General features: G+C 71.5%; 16 protein-coding genes and 1 pseudogene. 10 read left to right on the forward strand and 7 right to left on the reverse strand.

Annotated features, from left to right (window positions below; all coding sequences use genetic code 11):
• The first annotated feature begins 267 nt into the window (after positions 1–267).
• Positions 268–498: a hypothetical protein gene (locus ACFVZW_RS11825; protein WP_384519912.1), complete on the forward strand. Its 231-nt coding sequence runs from the start codon at positions 268–270 to the stop codon at positions 496–498.
• Positions 499–626: 128 nt separating this feature from the next.
• Here ACFVZW_RS11825 and ACFVZW_RS11830 read toward each other — a convergent pair whose 3' ends face one another.
• Positions 627–2252, reverse strand: a complete 1626-nt coding sequence (locus ACFVZW_RS11830; RefSeq protein WP_384519917.1) for a protein kinase — start codon at positions 2250–2252, stop codon at positions 627–629.
• Between the two features lie 269 nt (positions 2253–2521).
• On the opposite strand from ACFVZW_RS11830, the gene ACFVZW_RS11835 reads away from it, so the two are divergent.
• Positions 2522–4186: a protein kinase gene (locus tag ACFVZW_RS11835; RefSeq protein WP_384519921.1), complete on the forward strand. Its 1665-nt coding sequence runs from the start codon at positions 2522–2524 to the stop codon at positions 4184–4186.
• A gap of 4 nt (positions 4187–4190) precedes the next feature.
• On the opposite strand, the gene ACFVZW_RS11840 is transcribed toward ACFVZW_RS11835, so the two are convergent.
• From ACFVZW_RS11840 to ACFVZW_RS11850, 3 genes are all read right to left on the reverse strand, one after another.
• The gene (locus ACFVZW_RS11840) at positions 4191–5207 is read right to left on the reverse strand and encodes a phosphotransferase (RefSeq protein ID WP_384519924.1); all 1017 of its coding nucleotides are present in this window, start codon (positions 5205–5207) and stop codon (positions 4191–4193) included.
• Positions 5208–5222: 15 nt separating this feature from the next.
• Complete coding sequence (locus ACFVZW_RS11845; RefSeq protein ID WP_384519926.1) at positions 5223–5639, reverse strand: pyridoxamine 5'-phosphate oxidase family protein; 417 nt, start codon at positions 5637–5639, stop codon at positions 5223–5225.
• 143 nt (positions 5640–5782) lie between these two features.
• Complete coding sequence (locus ACFVZW_RS11850; protein ID WP_384519928.1) at positions 5783–6442, reverse strand: response regulator; 660 nt, start codon at positions 6440–6442, stop codon at positions 5783–5785.
• A gap of 336 nt (positions 6443–6778) precedes the next feature.
• On the opposite strand from ACFVZW_RS11850, the gene pdhA reads away from it, so the two are divergent.
• From pdhA to ACFVZW_RS11865, 3 genes are read left to right on the forward strand one after another with little or no spacing between them, the layout of a single operon-like run.
• Positions 6779–7942, forward strand: a complete 1164-nt coding sequence (pdhA, locus tag ACFVZW_RS11855; protein WP_384519930.1) for a pyruvate dehydrogenase (acetyl-transferring) E1 component subunit alpha — start codon at positions 6779–6781, stop codon at positions 7940–7942.
• A 2-nt stretch (positions 7943–7944) separates the two neighbouring features.
• The gene (locus ACFVZW_RS11860; RefSeq protein ID WP_384519932.1) at positions 7945–8925 is read left to right on the forward strand and encodes an alpha-ketoacid dehydrogenase subunit beta; all 981 of its coding nucleotides are present in this window, start codon (positions 7945–7947) and stop codon (positions 8923–8925) included.
• A gap of 31 nt (positions 8926–8956) precedes the next feature.
• Positions 8957–10333, forward strand: coding sequence for a dihydrolipoamide acetyltransferase family protein (locus ACFVZW_RS11865; RefSeq protein WP_384519985.1), 1377 nt, complete (start codon positions 8957–8959; stop codon positions 10331–10333).
• An 81-nt stretch (positions 10334–10414) separates the two neighbouring features.
• On the opposite strand, the gene ACFVZW_RS11870 is transcribed toward ACFVZW_RS11865, so the two are convergent.
• Positions 10415–11260, reverse strand: coding sequence for an NAD(P)H-binding protein (locus tag ACFVZW_RS11870; protein WP_384519933.1), 846 nt, complete (start codon positions 11258–11260; stop codon positions 10415–10417).
• A gap of 101 nt (positions 11261–11361) precedes the next feature.
• Here ACFVZW_RS11870 and ACFVZW_RS11875 point away from each other — a divergent pair, with 101 nt between their 5' ends.
• From ACFVZW_RS11875 to ACFVZW_RS11885, 3 genes are all read left to right on the forward strand, one after another.
• The gene (locus ACFVZW_RS11875; protein ID WP_384519934.1) at positions 11362–11754 is read left to right on the forward strand and encodes a winged helix-turn-helix transcriptional regulator; all 393 of its coding nucleotides are present in this window, start codon (positions 11362–11364) and stop codon (positions 11752–11754) included.
• A gap of 78 nt (positions 11755–11832) precedes the next feature.
• Positions 11833–12474, forward strand: a complete 642-nt coding sequence (locus tag ACFVZW_RS11880; RefSeq protein ID WP_384519936.1) for a GntR family transcriptional regulator — start codon at positions 11833–11835, stop codon at positions 12472–12474.
• Positions 12471–13784: a nitrate/nitrite transporter gene (locus ACFVZW_RS11885; protein WP_384519938.1), complete on the forward strand. Its 1314-nt coding sequence runs from the start codon at positions 12471–12473 to the stop codon at positions 13782–13784. The genes ACFVZW_RS11880 and ACFVZW_RS11885 overlap by 4 nt, the downstream gene beginning before the upstream one ends.
• A gap of 94 nt (positions 13785–13878) precedes the next feature.
• Here the strand turns inward: ACFVZW_RS11885 and ACFVZW_RS11890 are convergent, their stop codons facing one another.
• Positions 13879–14706 (reverse strand): maleylpyruvate isomerase family mycothiol-dependent enzyme, encoded by an 828-nt coding sequence (locus tag ACFVZW_RS11890; RefSeq protein ID WP_384519940.1) that lies wholly within the window; start codon positions 14704–14706, stop codon positions 13879–13881.
• Between the two features lie 155 nt (positions 14707–14861).
• Between ACFVZW_RS11890 and ACFVZW_RS11895 the strand changes: the two genes are divergently transcribed.
• Entirely contained in the window at positions 14862–15662 is an 801-nt protein-coding gene (locus ACFVZW_RS11895; RefSeq protein WP_384519942.1) for a carbon-nitrogen family hydrolase, read from the forward strand.
• Positions 15663–15974: 312 nt separating this feature from the next.
• Positions 15975–17177 carry a trans-sulfuration enzyme family protein gene (locus tag ACFVZW_RS11900; protein WP_384519944.1) on the forward strand — a complete coding sequence of 401 codons (1203 nt, stop codon included), beginning with the start codon at positions 15975–15977 and terminating at the stop codon, positions 17175–17177.
• A gap of 27 nt (positions 17178–17204) precedes the next feature.
• On the opposite strand, the pseudogene ACFVZW_RS11905 reads toward ACFVZW_RS11900, so the two are convergent.
• Positions 17205–17468 (reverse strand): annotated as a pseudogene (locus ACFVZW_RS11905) (hypothetical protein); the annotation flags it as partial.

Below are 17468 nucleotides of genomic sequence, written 5' to 3' on the forward strand. Positions count from 1 at the left end.
TTTTGAGCTCCTCGGGGGTTGTCGGGAGCGGTGCTGCCCAGTCTTCCCGGGGTGTGGCGGGGGCGGCGGCCCGCGCCGCCCCCCCCGGGGGGGGCCCCCCCCCCGCGCCCCCCGGCCGGGGCGGGCTCTCCGGGTTCGGAGGGTCTGGGCCGCGCCGAGGTGGCCGCCGCGGGCGGACCGGGAGGGCCGGAGACGCCGCTCGTGGCGGAGGGCCGCGGGCGGGGTGCCAGGGGCGAGGAGGGTGAAGGGGAGGGGGAGCGGGACGGCGTGGCCGCCGGGGTCGACGACGTCGGCCTGGAGGTCGGCTTCGAGGTCGGCCTCCAGGTCTGCGGGGCCGGCTTCGAGGGAGCGGCCGTCGACGCCGAGGGCCTCGGGTCCTCCGTCGGCCCTCTCTCCGCCCCGTACGCGACCGGTACGGCACCCACCACCAGCCAGCACACGACCACCGGGCCGATGGTCCGTGTCCGCGTACCGCGGAGTCCTGGAGTCACCGGGTGACCCCCTCCCGTACCGAGCCGCCGAGTTTCAACTCAGCGTCACATGTCGGGACACATCCGGCATCCCGGGCGGGAGGAGGGGGTGAGAGCCCTGCCCGGGGGCGCTCGGCGGGCGGTCGGAGGCGGCGGCTACTGCGGCGGGTTGCCCGTCGAGACCTTGAGCGTGAACTCGGCGCCGTCCTTGGTGATGTCCTCACCGATCGGCGGGTACTGCTCCAGGACGGTGCCGTCGCCGTAGGTGTTCTCGTCCACCGGGGTCTGCGTCTTGATCTGCCAGCCCGCGGCCTGGATGCAGGCCTTCACCGACTGGATGTTCTTGTACGTGAAGTTCGGGACCTCGAACTTGTCCGGGTCGTCGCTCGACTCGGTCGGCTCCGTGCACTTCTTGGTCTCGATGGCCTTCGAGAGGTCCGGTTCCTTGTATCCGGGGGCCTGTGACTGGCTCGTGTTCCGGTCGTCGCCCCCGTTCTTCTCCGAGTCGTCCTTGTTGAGGTTGATCGCCGTGATCACGCCGCCGATCGCCACCAGCGCCACGACGATCGCGCCCACGAGCACCGGCATGTTCCGCCGCGAGCCGGAGCCTGCGCCCGTCGTCACCGAGGTCTGGTGAGACGGCTGCGGCGCCATCGTGTACGGCCCGGGAGCGGGCGTCTGGTACGCCGGGGCGGGCGTCGGGGCCTGCTGCGGGTAGCCGTAGGACGGGGCCGGCGTCGGCGGGCCGTACGGGCCCGGCTGCGGCGTCGGAGGCTGGTACGGCTGCTGGACGCCGTGCACCGAGGGCGGCGGGGTCTGGCCGACCGGCGGGAAGACCGCCGAGCCCACGCCCGAGCCGCTGCTGACCTGCCCCCCGGCGACGATCACCGGCGCACCGGTCTGGCCCGCCGACAGCACCCGAAGGCACTCGTCCTGCATCGCCGCCGCGCTCGGGAAGCGCTCGTTCGGGTTCTTCTTCAGCGCGCGGGCGACGAGCGCGTCCATCGCCGGCGTCACCGAGCGGTTGATGGAGGACGGCGCGACCGGCTCCTCCTGGACGTGCGCGTACGCGATGGCGAGCGGCGAGTCCGCGTCGAACGGAAGACGGCCCGTCAGCAGCTGGAAGAGCATGATGCCCACCGAATAAAGATCGGAGCGGGCGTCCACACCGCGGCCGAGGGCCTGCTCGGGGGAGAGGTACTGCGGCGTACCGACGACCATGCCGGTCTGCGTCATCGAGGTGACACCGGACTGCATGGCCCGCGCGATGCCGAAGTCCATGACCTTGACGACGCCGCGCTTGGTCATCATCACGTTGCCGGGCTTGATGTCCCGGTGGACCAGGCCCATTTCATGGCTGGTCTCCAGCGCGGCCAGCACGTCGGCCGTCACCTTCAGCGCCTTGTCGGCCGGCATCGCGCCGAACTGCCGTACGTCGGAGGCGAGGACCGAGCCGAGCGGCTGCCCCTCCACGTACTCCATGACGATGTACGGCATGACGGCGCCGTCGAGGGTGTCCTCGCCGGTGTCGAAGACCGAGACGATGTTGGTGTGCGACAGCTTTGCGACCGCCTGCGCCTCGCGCCGGAACCGCTCGCGGAACGACTGTTCCCGGCCGAGTTCGGAGTGCAGGGTCTTGATGGCCACCTGCCGGTCGAGCGCGCTGTCGTACGCCAGGTAGACGGAGGCCATGCCGCCTTCGCCGAGCAGGTCGCGAAGCTGGTAGCGGCCGTTCGCGACCGAACCGCCCGCATAGCGGCCCTGTGCGCCGTCCTGGCTCATTCGTGCTCCCCCTACGCGCGCGTGGCGGCGCTGATCGGAATTTCCTGGCCAAGTCTGCCCCAGGGCAACGACACGTCAAGCCAGGTGCCCGTTCCGTGACCCTCCGCGTAAGAAGCGTCTCGCAAGCGTTACAGGAACTGCCTGGAATTTGCACAGGCGTACGCGGACGGGGTTGGATGACCGGTCCATCTCGAACCGTGGTGTCGGACGAAGCCTGTAGCGTGACGGCGGTACGGCATTGCACGGTAGACATACGACGGCGAGGACTGATGGCACCCGAATCCGAAGCAGGCGGCGGCGGCCTGTCGGGCGCCGCCGCCGAGTCCTGGGGCGTCGGCGGAGTGGTCGGCGACGGACGGTACCGGCTGACGCACCGTCTCGGACGAGGCGGCATGGCCGAGGTGTTCGCCGCCGAGGATGTCCGCCTGGGCCGCACGGTCGCCGTGAAGCTGCTCCGCTCCGACCTCGCCGAGGACCCGGTCTCCAAGGCCCGCTTCACCCGTGAGGCGCAATCGGTCGCCGGACTCAACCACCACGCGATCGTCGCGGTGTACGACTCCGGCGAGGACGTCGTGGGCGCGCAGTCCGTGCCGTACATCGTGATGGAGCTGGTCGAGGGCCGCACCATCCGTGACCTGCTGATCAGCGCCGAGGCGCCCGGTCCCGAGCAGGCCCTGATCATCGTCTCCGGTGTGCTCGAGGCGCTCGCGTACTCCCACCAGCACGGCATCGTGCACCGGGACATCAAGCCGGCGAACGTCATCATCACGCACACCGGCGCCGTGAAGGTCATGGACTTCGGCATCGCGCGCGCCCTGCACGGCGCCCAGTCGACGATGACCCAGACCGGCATGGTCATGGGCACGCCGCAGTACCTCTCCCCCGAACAGGCGCTCGGCAAGGCCGTGGACCACCGGTCCGACCTGTACGCGACGGGCTGTCTGCTCTACGAACTCCTCGCGCTGCGGCCCCCCTTCACCGGCGAGACACCGTTGTCGGTGGTCTATCAGCATGTGCAGGACGCGCCGATCCCGCCGTCCGAGGTCGCCCACGGGGCGCCCCCGGAGCTCGACGGGCTCGTGATGCGCTCTCTCGCGAAGGACCCGGACGACCGGTTCCAGAGCGCCGAGGAGATGCGCGGGCTGATCCAGTACGGCCTGCAGATGCTCCAGCAGGCGGGCGGTCACACCGGCACGTGGAACACGGGCCCGGTGGAGGTGCACGAGGGCGGCCACACGCCGGTCGGCGGCGTCGCCGCGACGACCGCGATGGGGCATCCGATGCACCACGAGACGTCGCAGCGCCCGATCCTGCCGCCGATGAACCCGGACGACGGCGGATACGACGGCGGCCACGGCGGTCACGGCGGCTACGGGCAGGACGGCTACGGGCCGCAGGGCGGCGGCAAGAGCGGCGGCCGGGGCAAGGCGCTGCTGTTCGTGGCGCTCGCGCTGATCGCGATCGTCGCGGGTGTGGCGTACGCGATCGACAAGGCCGGTGAGAAGGGCGGCGGTACGAACAAGCCGCCGGCGGTCACCGACTCGCCGTCCACGTCCCAGGAACCGTCGACTCCGTCGCAGGAGACGCCCTCGCAGGAGACCGAGGAGCCCGACACCTCCACGGGCGGCGACCAGCAGCCCTGGACGCCGTCCTACCGGCCCACGTACAAGCCGTCGACCCCGTCCACGCCGACGGGCGAGCCGTCGGCCCCGCCCACGGACACGACCGACGGGGGCACGGACACCGAGGGCACGACGGAGGGCACGACCGAGGGGACCACGGAGGGCAGCACCGAGGGGTCCAGCGAGGGCACCACGGAGGGCAACACCAACTCGGGTACGACGCAGGGCAATACGAACACGGGCACGTCGACGGGCACGACCACGGGCACCACCGTGGGCGCGGCGAACGGCGGGACCGGCACCACCCCCTGACCGCTCACCCCGTGAACGCGTCGCGCACCGCCTCGTACTCACGGGTCCACCACACCGCCAGGGCCGACGCCGCAGGAAACTGCGGGTCGGCCCTTCGGTCTTGGAGCTGGTAGCGCCAGCGCAGTATCCAGAAGTCGTTGAGCCGCTCCCACCACACCCGGTGCACCGCCGACGCCAGTTCCGCCCCGTCCGCGCCGGCCGCCCGCCGGTAGGCCCTCGCGTACGCCCGCACCTTCTCCAGGGCCAACTCACCCGCCGGCCGTACGAAGAAGATGGCGGCGGCCCTGACCGCCTCCTCCGCCCGCGGCTGGACGCCCAGCCGGTCCCAGTCCACGATCGCGGCCGGCTCGGCGCCCCGGTAGAGCAGGTTCAGCGGGTGGAAGTCGCCGTGCACCCAGCCGGCCGCCGCGGCGGCGGGGGGACGGCGGTGGGCGTGCTCGGCGAGGAGCACCCGGCGTTCGAGCAGCCGGTGCTCGGCGAGCGCGTCGAAGCCGGTGCGGGGGCGGCCGGCGCGGGAGAGCCGGACCAGCTCGTCGATGAGCCGGAACGTGTCCTCGGGGCGCGCGCTCTCGTGCTCCGCGCCGGGTGGCGGCGACTCCATCACCTGCTCCAGACAGGTGTGGACGTGCCCGAGGAGCGCGCCCAGGCGCCTCGAACCACCGGTGGAGAGCTGGGCGCCGTCGCGGTGGCGGCCGTCGATCCAGGGGTGCAGGGCGTAGCAGCGGCCGCCGATGACGGCGACGGTGCGGCCGGCGGAGTCGGCGAGCGGTGGGGCGACGGGCAGGCCGAGGGCGTGCAGGCGCTGGGTCGCGCGGTGCTGGCGGCTGATGGTGTCCCGGTCGGCTGTCGGGGCGTCGAGGTGCTGCTTGAGGAAGTAGGCGCCGCGGGTGGTCGCGAGGCGGTAGCCGCGGTTGAGGAGGCCCTGGGTGACGGGTTCGCAGGAGAGCGGCTCACCGGCCTCGTGGTAGCGGCGCAGCAGGGCGCCGACGGGCGGAGCGAGCGTTTCAGATGAGCGCGGCACTCCCCATATGTTAGATCACGCTACGTGGTGGAGATGTCGCTCCATGGTGTAGTCCAGCTCGTGCACGGTCACGAACTGGGGCTCTATGCGCATGTAGATCGGCTCGAAGGGCTCGCCGTCCACGATCTGCGGGGCGGCGCCGAAGGCCGCCAGCTGCTCCTCGGTCGGCTCGACGACCTCGGCGGTGCCGGTGAACTGCACGGACCAGAGGTTCTCGGCTCCCGAGTTGAAGTTGTCCGCGCCGTAGGCGACGACGCTGCCGGCGCAGGCCCGGTGGTAGCCGAGGCCCCGGTGCATCCGGAGCAGGACGCCGCCGTCGTCCACGATGTGCCGAGCGGGCGCGACGAACGGCATCGCGCGCATGCTCGTCGCCACCCTCCCGTACGACACGCGGGTCAGCAGCTCGATGGCGCGGATCTCCTCGGTGGACATGGCTTCCACTCTCTGCCACCGCCACCGTGCGGGAACAGGGGCCCCCGCCCCGGTCGGGCAGGGACGTAGGTCCCGAATCCCCACCGCCGGTCCGGGCCGGTCCGGGCCGGTCCGTCCGGGTGACCCGGGTCGGCGGGAGGGTGTCAGTGGCGCTCCGCCTGCAGCCTGGCCACGTACGCGGCGGCCTGTGAGCGCCGCTCCATGCCGAGCTTCGACAGCAGGCTGGAGACGTAGTTCTTGATGGTCTTCTCCGCCAGATGGAGCCGCTCGCCGATGGCCCGGTTGGTCAGGCCCTCGCCGATCAGGTCCAGGATCTTGCGCTCCTGTTCCGTCAGGTTGGCGAGCTTGTCGTCACCCTTCGGATTATTACCGTCGCGTAGCCGTTCCAGGACGCGGGCGGTCGCGACCGGATCGAGCAGGGATTTGCCGGCCGCCACGTCCCGAACGGCCGACAGCAGTTCATTGCCGCGGATGGCTTTGAGGACATATCCCGAGGCCCCGGCCATGATCGCGTCGAAGAGCGCCTCGTCGTCGGCGTACGAGGTGAGCATCAAGCACTTGATGTCCTCGTTCTGCGAACGGACCTCGCGGCAGACCTCGACGCCGCTGCCGTCCGGGAGCCGGACGTCGAGCACGGCCACATCGGGCCGGGTCGCGGGGATCCTGACCAGCGCATCCGCCGCCGTACCGGCCTCGCCGACCACGTCGATGTCGTCCTCCACGGAGAGCAGCTCGTGGACGCCGCGCCGGACGACTTCGTGGTCGTCCAACAGAAATACCCGGATTTTTCCATCTTCGCGCACGCAGCCAGTCTCACATATTGGCTCTTCCCGCGCCCGGGGTGCCCGGGATAACGTGCCGGTGTTCCGGCGGCCTGCGAGGCTGTTGGCAGTGCGCTGACCAGCTGTGTTCCCGCATTTCTCGATTTACTTGGAAATCCAAGCAAAATCGCAGGTCAAATGGGGTTTCGCAGGAATGCGACGCACTGGGTAACGTGCCTATGACAGGGCGCTCGCCGGGGCACCTGTCACGCCCGACCCCGGCCGAGTCGCACCCACCCCGTGCGCGGGCACGGACAAGGCGAGCCGCACTGGCCTACCCGGCAACCCCGGGGGCCGGACCGACGGAGGAGCACGCACGTGACCGTGGAAAGCACTGCCGCGCGCAAGACGACGCGACGCAGCAGCGGCACCAAGCGCACCGCTAGCGCGAGCGTCAAGAAGAGCCAGGCCACCGAGCCCGAGCTCGTTCAGCTGCTGACGCCCGAAGGGGAGCGAGTCCAGCACCCCGAGTACGACATCGACCTGAGCGCCGACGAGCTGCGCGGCCTCTACCGGGACATGGTCCTGACGCGCCGCTTCGACGCGGAGGCCACATCCCTCCAGCGTCAGGGCGAGCTGGGACTGTGGGCGTCGCTGCTCGGCCAGGAAGCCGCGCAGATCGGCTCCGGCCGTGCGCTGCGCGACGACGACTACGTCTTCCCGACCTACCGTGAGCACGGCGTCGCCTGGTGCCGCGGGGTCGACCCGGCCAATCTGCTGGGCATGTTCCGTGGTGTGAACCACGGTGGATGGGATCCCAACAGCAACAATTTCCACCTGTACACGATCGTCATCGGCTCGCAGACCCTGCATGCCACCGGCTACGCCATGGGCGTCGCCAAGGACGGCGCGGACTCCGCCGTGATCGCGTACTTCGGCGACGGCGCGTCCAGCCAGGGCGACGTGGCCGAGTCGTTCACCTTCTCCGCGGTCTACAACGCCCCGGTCGTCTTCTTCTGCCAGAACAACCAGTGGGCGATCTCCGAGCCCACCGAGAAGCAGACCCGGGTGCCGCTCTACCAGCGCGCGCAGGGCTTCGGCTTCCCCGGCGTCCGCGTCGACGGCAACGACGTCCTCGCCTGCCTGGCCGTCACCCGGTCCGCGCTCGAGCGCGCCCGCCGAGGCGAGGGCCCGACGCTGGTCGAGGCGTTCACCTACCGCATGGGCGCCCACACCACGTCCGACGACCCGACCAAGTACCGCGCCGACGAGGAGCGCGAGGCCTGGGAGGCGAAGGACCCGATCCTGCGGCTCAAGGCGTACCTGGAGCGCGAGGGGCACGCGGACGCCGCGTTCTTCGAGGAACTCGAGGCGGAGAGCGAGGCGCTCGGCAAGCGCGTCCGCGAGGCCGTCCGCTCCATGCCCGACCCGGACCACATGGCGATCTTCGAGAATGTCTACGCCGACGGGCACGCGCTCGTCGACGAGGAGCGCGCGCAGTTCGCCGCCTACCAGGCGTCCTTCGCCGAGGAGGGCAACTAACCATGGCCGTACAGAAGCTTCCCCTGGCCAAGGCGCTCAACGAGTCGCTCCGCAAGGCCCTGGAGACCGACCCCAAGGTCCTCATCATGGGCGAGGACGTCGGCAAGCTCGGCGGTGTCTTCCGTGTCACCGACGGGCTGCAGAAGGACTTCGGCGAGGACCGGGTCATCGACACCCCGCTCGCCGAGTCCGGCATCGTCGGCACCGCGATCGGCCTGGCCTTGCGCGGCTACCGGCCCGTCGTGGAGATCCAGTTCGACGGTTTCGTCTTCCCCGCGTACGACCAGATCGTCACCCAGCTCGCGAAGATGCACGCCCGCGCGCTCGGCAAGATCAAGCTGCCGGTCGTCATCCGTATCCCCTACGGCGGCGGCATCGGTGCGGTCGAGCACCACTCCGAGTCCCCCGAGGCGCTCTTCGCGCACGTCGCGGGCCTCAAGGTGGTCTCGCCCTCGAACTCCTCCGACGCGTACTGGATGCTCCAGCAGGCCATCCAGAGCGACGACCCGATCATCTTCTTCGAGCCCAAGCGCCGCTACTGGGACAAGGGCGAGGTCGACACCGAGGCCATCCCGGGCGAGCTGCACAAGGCGCGCGTGGCGCGCGAGGGCAGCGACCTCACGCTCGCCGCGTACGGCCCGATGGTGAAGGTCTGCCTGGAGGCCGCCGCGGCCGCCCAGGAGGAGGGCAAGTCGGTGGAGGTCCTGGACCTGCGCTCGATGTCCCCGATCGACTTCGACGCCATCCAGACCTCGGTCGAGAAGACCCGCCGCCTGGTCGTGGTCCACGAGGCCCCGGTCTTCTACGGCTCGGGCGCGGAGATCGCCGCCCGGATCACCGAGCGCTGCTTCTACCACCTGGAGGCCCCCGTCCTGCGGGTCGGCGGCTACCACGCGCCGTATCCGCCGGCGCGCCTGGAGGAGGAGTACCTGCCGGGCCTGGACCGCGTGCTCGACGCCGTCGACCGCTCGCTGGCGTACTGAGGAGAGCATCGTGACGATCCGCGAATTCAAGATGCCCGACGTGGGCGAGGGCCTCACCGAGGCCGAGATCCTCAAGTGGTACGTCCAGCCCGGTGACACGGTCGCCGACGGGCAGGTCGTCTGCGAGGTCGAGACGGCGAAGGCGGCCGTCGAGCTGCCGAGCCCCTTCGACGGAGTGGTCCACGAGCTGCTCTTCCCCGAGGGGACGACGGTCGACGTCGGCCAGGTGATCATCTCGGTGAACGTGGGCGGGGACGCTCCGGCGGAGGCTCCGGCCGCGCCCGCCGCCGCTCCGGCGCCCGCGGCCCCCGCGGCCGAGGAGCCCGAGCCGCAGGGCCGCCAGCCGGTCCTCGTCGGTTACGGCGTCGCCGCGACCTCCACCAAGCGCCGTCCGCGCAAGGGAGCCACGGCGGTCTCCGCCGCGGTGCCCGAGCAGGCCGTCGCCGCGATCCAGGGCGAACTCAACGGCCACGGCGGTGTCGCCACCGCCGCCCGGCCGCTGGCCAAGCCGCCGGTGCGCAAGCTCGCCAAGGACCTCGGCGTCGACCTCGCGACGGTCACCCCGACCGGCCCGGACGGGATCATCACCCGCGAGGACGTCCACGCGGCCGCCGCTCCGGCGGTCGAGGCCCCGGCCCCCGTGGTCGAGGCACCCGCGCCCGTCTCCGCACCCGCCGCCGTCCCGGCTCCCGCCGTGTCGGCGGACGCCCGGGAGACCCGTATCCCCATCAAGGGCGTACGGAAGGCCACGGCGGCGGCGATGGTCGGCTCGGCCTTCACCGCGCCGCACGTCACCGAGTTCGTCACCTTCGACATCACGCGCACGATGAAGCTGGTCGAGGAGCTCAAGTCCGACAAGGACATGGCGGGCCTGCGGGTCAACCCGCTCCTCCTCATCGCCAAGGCCGTCCTGGTCGCCGCCAAGCGGAACCCGGACATCAACGCGGCCTGGGACGAGGCGAACCAGGAGATCGTGCTCAAGCACTACGTCAACCTGGGCATCGCCGCGGCCACCCCGCGCGGTCTGATCGTGCCGAACATCAAGGACGCGCACGCCCAGACCCTCCCGGAGCTGTCGAAGTCCCTGAGCGAGCTGGTCGCCACCGCCCGCGAGGGCAAGACCACCCCGGCGGCGATGCAGGGCGGCACGTTCACCATCACCAACGTCGGCGTCTTCGGCGTCGACACCGGTACGCCCATCCTCAACCCGGGCGAGTCCGCGATCCTCGCGGTCGGCGCGATCAAGCTCCAGCCCTGGGTCCACAAGGGCAAGGTGAAGCCGCGTCAGGTCACCACGCTGGCCCTGTCGTTCGACCACCGTCTGGTCGACGGCGAGCTCGGCTCCAAGTTCCTGGCGGATGTCGCCGCGATCCTGGAGCAGCCGAAGCGACTCATCACCTGGTCGTAACGGACCGAGCACACCGCGTTGTTTCACGTGAAACGCCCGACCGGGCTTGCCGGTCGGGCGTTTGGCTTCTGTGGACGGGAGCTACTGGAACGCGGCGACGTAGCGCCGCGCCCAGTCGGCGAAGGTGCGGGGCGCGCGGCCCAGAACCTGCTCGACGTGCGGGCTGACGCGCTGCTCGGCGGGGTTGGGCTCGCCGAGGATGGTCAGCGTCGTCTCGACCACGGGCTCGGGCATGAAGTGCAGCATCTGCGCCCGGGCCTCCTCCCGGGTCTGCTCCACGAACCGGACCGGCTCGCCCAGCGCGTCGGAGATCGCCTCGGCCCGCTCCCGGGGCGTGCTGAGGGCAGGGCCGGTCAGCTCATAGATCCGCCCGTCGTGGACACCCTCCCGCAGCGCCGCGGCACCGACCTCGGCGATGTCGTCCGGGTCGATGACCGGCAGGCCGGTGTCGGCGAAGGGCGCGGCGATCTCCCTGCGGGTACGGACCGACTCGACCCAGGCGAAGGCGTTGGAGGCGAAGCCGCCGGGCCGCAGGATCGTCCACTCCAGGCCCGACTCCCGGACGGCGTCCTCGATGGCGCGTCCCGTGTCCCCGTGCGAGGCCGACCCCGGCCGCGTCGCGACGCCCTGGGAGGACAGCAGGGCGACCCGGCGGATGCCGCCGGCCTTCGCGGCGTCGAGGATGGCGTGCGGGTTCAGCTGATGCGCGCTGGGTCCGCCGCTCTGCAGGAACAGCGCGTCGGCGCCGTCGAAGACGGGCCGCAGGCTCTCCGCCTCGATCAGATCCGACCGCACGTGCCGGACGCCCGGCGGCACGTCCGTCTCCGAGATCCCCCGGGACGTCGCGGTCACGTCCTCCCCGGCCGCCGCGAGAACCCCTACGAGCGATCGGCCGACGTTACCCGTCGCCCCCGTCACAACGATCATCGTGAACTCCCCTGTCGTTCCGCTTGGTTGACGTCAGGGACGCTAACAGCCTCGGTATAGTAGGTACCTAGAGGAAAGTGACTATGCCCGAGGGGGCGCGCATGGCGACCGAGACGATGCCGATTGCTTCGGCGGACACCGACCCGGAGCTCGCCTGCCCGGTCGCTCCCGTGGTGGACATCGTCTTCAGCCGGTGGACCACACCGATCCTGTGGACCCTCAACGCCCGTGGCCGGCAACGGTTCGTGGAGCTGGAGCATGCGATCGGCAGGATCACGCCGAAGGTGCTGACCCAGCGGCTGCGCCAGCTGGAGCGCGACGGCCTGGTCGTCCGGACGTACCACCCGGAGGTGCCGCCCCGGGTCGAGTACGAGATCAGCGAACTCGGCCGCAGCCTCGCCCCGCTCTTCGCCCACCTGGCCGAATGGGCCGCCGACAACCTGGAGAAGGTCGACGAGGCCCGCCAGGTCTACGACGCGGATCCGGCTCACTAGAGCCCGCCCGCGGCCCGGCCCCGTCCGTATCGCGGACGAGGCCGACTGTTGCACCCCTGTTGTATCTATGCTGTGCGCATGGCATCCGCACCCCCAGCAGCCGACCGTGTCTACATGCACGTCAAGCAGGCCGTCCTCGAGCGTCGGTACGAGGGAGGCACGCTCCTCACCGAGGGCGAACTCGCCCAGGCCGTGGGGGTCTCCCGCACCCCGGTGCGGGAAGCGCTGCTCAAGCTGGAGATGGAGGGGCTGCTCAAGCTCTACCCCAAGAAGGGCGCCCTGGTCCTCGCCGTCTCCGCCCAGGAGATCGCCGATGTCGTCGAGACCAGGCTGCTCGTCGAGGAGTTCGCCGTCCGCCGCGCCGTGCCCGCGCCGGCCGCGCTCATCGAGCGGCTCGAAGAGCTCCTGGAGGAGCAGAAGCGGCGGGCCGAGGCAGGGGACCTGGCCGAGGTCGCCGTCACCGACCGCTGCTTTCACGCCGAGATCGTCAAGCACGCCGGCAACCAGATCCTCGCCCGCCTCTACGACCAGCTGCGCGACCGCCAGCTGCGGATGGGCGTGGCCGTGATGCAGTCCCAGCCCGACCGCATCACCAAGAACATCACCGAGCATGCCGAGATCCTGGAGCGGATCCGCGCGGGTGACGTCGAGGGCGCGGCCCGCTGCGTCCGACAGCACCTGAGCTGGGTCAAGGTCCTGGTCCGGGGTGAGGACCGGTGAGCGGACGGGGCTTCGGATCGGCCGTCACCCTGCCCGGTGACCCTCCCGGTGGCAGGCGCGCCGCCCTCGTCTGGGGCGTCGGCGTCGCCGTCTACTTCGTTGCCGTCATCTTCCGTACGTCGCTCGGCGTCGCCGGACTCGACGCCGCCGACCGCTTCGACGTCAACGCCTCCGCGCTCTCCACCTTCTCCATCCTCCAGCTCCTCGTCTACGCCGGGATGCAGATACCCGTCGGCCTCATGGTCGACCGGCTGGGCACCAAGAAGGTCCTGACGCTCGGGGTGGTGCTCTTCACCGTCGGCCAGCTGGGCTTCGCGCTCTCGCCCTCGTACGGCATGGCACTGGCCTCCCGGGCGCTGCTCGGCTGTGGCGACGCCATGACGTTCATCAGCGTGCTGCGGCTCGGCAGCCGCTGGTTCCCCGCCCGGCGCGGCCCGCTCATCGGCCAGGTGGCCGCGCTGTTCGGCATGGCGGGCAATCTCGTCTCCACCATCGTCATCGCCCGCGCCCTGCACGGCATGGGCTGGACGACGACCTTCGTCGGCAGTTCGATCGCGGGCGTCGTCGTCCTCGTCCTGCTGCTGCTCCTCCTCAAGGACCACCCCGAAGGCCACGAGCCCCCGCCCGCCGCCCACACCGGCGCCGCGTTCGTCCGCCGCCAGATCGCCGAGTCCTGGCGGGAGCCCGGCACCCGGCTCGGCATGTGGGTGCACTTCACCACCCAGTTCCCCGCCATGGTGTTCCTGCTGCTGTGGGGCCTGCCGTTCCTGGTCGAGGACCAGGGGCTGTCCCGGGGGGTCGCGGGCGAGCTGCTGACGCTCGTCGTGCTCTCCAACATGGTGGTGGGGCTCGCGTACGGGCAGATCATCGCCCGGCACCACGCGGCGAGGGCCCCGCTCGCCCTCGGCACGGTCGCGTCGACCGCGCTGCTGTGGGCCGCCACCCTCGCGTACCCGGGTGACGCGGCCCCGATGTGGCTGCTGATCACCCTCTGCGCGGTCCTCGGCGCCTGCGGGCCCGCCTCGATGATCGGTTTCGACTTCGCCCGCCCGGCGAACCCGCCGGAGCGTCAGGGAACGGCCTCGGGAATCGTCAACATGGGTGGTTTCATCGCCTCGATGACGACGCTGCTCGCGGTCGGCGTCCTCCTCGACGCGACGGGCGACAACTACCGGATCGCCTTCTCCTCCGTCTTCGCGCTGGAGGCGCTGGGCGTCGTCCAGATCCTCCGCCTGAAGGCCCGGTCGGCGCGCAGGGAGAAGGAACGCCTCGTCGCCAGCCGCGTCGAGGCGGTGCACGTACCGGCGTAGCCGTACCCGCCCCGGCCGTCTGGTGGCGGCGCAGGTACCCGTCCTGGTCGTGCCCGCTCCGGTCGCGGCCTGCGTCACCGCGCCCGAGGTGGGACTACCGCGGCGTCACCACGAAGTTGTCCAGGATCGCCCGCGCCAGGTCGAGGTCGCCCTCGGTCTTGATCCGGTCGGCCACATCGGCCGGCCGGACCCGGCCGCACGCCAGGCGGACGTACGTCTCCCAGTCCAGCGCCAGCGTCGCGAGGGGCCCCAGCGACGGCGCCCCGTCGACCGTCCCGTGGCCGTCCGCGTCCACCCGTACCGTCCGCAGGAACTCGACCGGCCCGTGCACGTCGAAGACGACCGCCGAGCTCGTCGGCGCGCCCGCGTCCTTGGCGACCACCTTCGGCAGCGCCTCCAGGAGGACGTCACGGGTGACATGGGCGGCGGGGGAGTCCAGGTTGCCCGGCCGGCCGAGCGTGGTGCGCAGGTCCTGCTCGTGCACCCAGACGTCGAACGCGCGCATCCGGTAGCCCAGTTCCAGCGTCTGCTCGGCGCCGAGCGGCGCGCGGATCAGATGGTCGGGCTGCCGGTTCTCGTTGCGCAGCTGGCGGGCGCGGCGGATGAGGATGTACTCCAGCTCCGAGGTCATCTCGGGGCCGGTGTGGTGCCGCCGCACGTCGACCTGCATCTCCATGTAACGGGCGAACTCACTGCGCACGTGGTAGAGATCGCGGGGCAGCGAGTGGATGGGGCGCGGGTCCCCGAGCATCTCGCACTCCATGCCGATCACATGGGACACGATGTCGCGCACCGACCAGCCCGGGCACGGTGTGGCGCGGTTCCATTCGCCTTCCACGAGCGGCTGAACCAGCTCGGATATCGCTTCGATGGAGTGGGTCCAGGCGTCGGCGTAGGTCTGAAGGCTGGGATGGACGGTCACGGGACCCCTCGGCGGTTCTGCGGTGCGCGGGCTGAAAACAAGACTGCGTGGGAGGCTCGGACGCTAAGTTACGCTGCCCGAAGGCACCCCGGCAGTGCTTTCGTGTGACGATCGTAGGCCCGTGTTGACGGCTCGAATGCCAGGACGGTGGTAGTGTGCGCGCCTCGCTGATCCAGATCGCAGTAGACCCGGACGAATCGGTCGAATCTCGCCGGACGCGGGTGGCCGGTCTCGTACGGGAGGAGCGCGGCGCCGCGGACCTCGTGGTCCTGCCGGAGCTGTGGCCGATGGGGGCGTTCGCGTACGAGTCCTTCGCGGCGGAGTCCGAGCCGCTGAACGGTCCGACGTACGAGGTGATGGCGGCGGCGGCCCGGGACGCGTCGGTCTGGCTGCATGCCGGATCGATCGTCGAGGCGGCCGGCGGAGCGCTCTTCAACACCTCGCTGGTCTTCACTCCGAAGGGTGAGCTCGCCGCGAGCTACCGCAAGATCCACCGCTTCGGCTTCGACAAGGGCGAGGCCGTGATGATGGCGGCGGGGGACGAGCTGGTGACCGTCGCGCTGCCGGAGCTGACGGTGGGTGTGGGCACGTGCTACGACCTCCGCTTCCCTGAGCTGTTCCGCGGCCTGGTGGACGCGGGCGCCCAGGCCTTCGTCGTCCCGGCGGGCTGGCCGGCCCGCCGCCGCGCCCACTGGACGCTGCTCGCGCAGGCGCGGGCGGTGGAGAACCAGGCGTACATGCTGGCCTGCGGCACGGCGGGCACGCACGCGGGCGTGGAGCAGGCGGGGCACTCGATCGTGGTGGACCCGTGGGGCGAGGTCCTCGCGGAGGCGGGCCCGGACGAGGAGACCCTGCGCGTGGAACTCGACCCGGCGAAGGTGACGACGACGAGGGAACAGTTCCCGGCACTGAAGGACCGGGTGCTGGGCGTGGCGAGGCCGGGGCGGAGCGACTGACGGGGCCGGGGGTCCGGCGACGAGCGGGCTCTGTGCGGTCGGACGGCTCGCGGGTCTGCCACGCCGTGGAGCTGACGGTGGGACAGGGCGCCTGACGGGCGCGCGACTGGCGGCGGTCACGGGTCTGACGGGCCGTGGAGCTGACGGCGGGACAAGGCGCCTGACGGCCGGGCGACCGATGGCGGGACAAGGCGCCTGATGGGCCAAGGCGCCTGACGGGGCGTCCAGCGGGCGAGCGCGCGGCATCGGCGGCGGACCAATCCGGCGGGATTGGTTCTGGGCCCGCGGGCTCTGTCCCGCTTCACTGGCGCCATGAGTGACGACACCGGAGCCCTCCGTCCCGAGACCCTCGCCGTGCACCCGCCGCATCCGGAGATCACCGGCAGCAGCCCGATGAGCGTCCCCCTGTACCAGGGGCACATCTTCTCCTTCGACACCGCCGACGCGATGGCGGACGCCTTCCACGCGCCCGGCACCTTCCTCTACAACCGCTTCGGCAACCCCACCGTCCGCGCCCTCGAGGACGCGGTCGCCCGTCTGGAGGGCGGGACAGCCGGGCTCTCGTACGCCTCCGGCATGGGCGCCATCAACGGCGTCCTGCTCGCCCTGCTCTCCGCCGGCGGTCATGTCGTCGCCCAGCGCTGCCTCTACGGCGGTACGTACGCGGTCCTCACCGACCTCGCCGAACGCTGGGGCGTCGAGGTCACCTACGTCTCCGGGACGGACCCGGAGGAGGTACGCCGCGCCCTGCGTCCCGAGACGCGGCTGCTGTACCTGGAGACCATCGCCAACCCGACCACCCGCGTCGGCGACCTGCCCGCCCTGATCGCCGTCGCCGCCGAGGCGGGCGTGCCGAGCGCCGTGGACAACACCTTCGCCTCGCCGCTGCTGTTCCGGCCGATCGAGCACGGCGCGGACATCGTCATCCACTCCGCGACCAAGTACCTCGCCGGGCATGCGGACGTCCTCGGCGGCATCGCGGTCTTCAAGGACGCCGAGCTGTACGGCCGGGTCCGCCACCACGCGGTCGAGCTGGGTGCGTCGACCGACCCCTTCGCCGCCTGGCTGACCCTGCGCGGCCTGCAGACGCTGCCGCTGCGGATCGAGCGGCAGTGCACGAGCGCCCTCGACCTGGCCGGCCGGCTCGCCGCGCACCCCGCGGTCTCGGCGGCGCTCCATCCGGCGCTCGCCGGACACCCCGACGAGGCCGTCGCCCGGCGGCTGCTGCCGAAGGGCGGCGGCGGGGTGATCTCCTTCGACCTCGCGGGCGGCCGGGAGGCGGGCCGCGCCTTCGTCGGGGCGGTACGGGTGGCCTCGCTGAGCCCCTCGCTCGGCGATGTGAAGACCCTGGTGATGCACCCGGCCTCCACCTCGCACCGCCGGCTGGACGCGGCGGCCCTGGAAGCGGCGGGCATCGGCCCGGGGACGGTACGGGTGTCGGTCGGCATCGAGCACGTCGAGGACCTGTGGGCCGACCTGGAGCAGGCCCTGGATGTGGCGGCGAAGGCGGTCTAGGACGGGCGGGGTCCCGGGCCGCCCGGGTCAGCCCTCCCGTTCCCGCTCCGCCATCCGGATCACGCATACCGCGACCCCGATCAGCAGGGCCGCGTCGGCGTCCTCACGGACGACGTTCACGGCGTAGGTGTCCCGGACGCGGAACCACTGCCGGGAGATGTGGGCGAGGGGTTGGGGGGGGGTGGGGGCCGGGGGGACACCGCCGCCGCGGGCGCCCCGCCCCCCGCGGGCGGGGGCCGCGCCCACCCCCGCCCCCCCACCCGGGAGGGTGTAGCAACAAACAACCCCCCA

The sequence above is a fragment of the Streptomyces sp. NPDC059567 genome, assembly GCF_042735655.1.
In the GTDB taxonomy this organism is placed as follows: domain Bacteria; phylum Actinomycetota; class Actinomycetes; order Streptomycetales; family Streptomycetaceae; genus Streptomyces.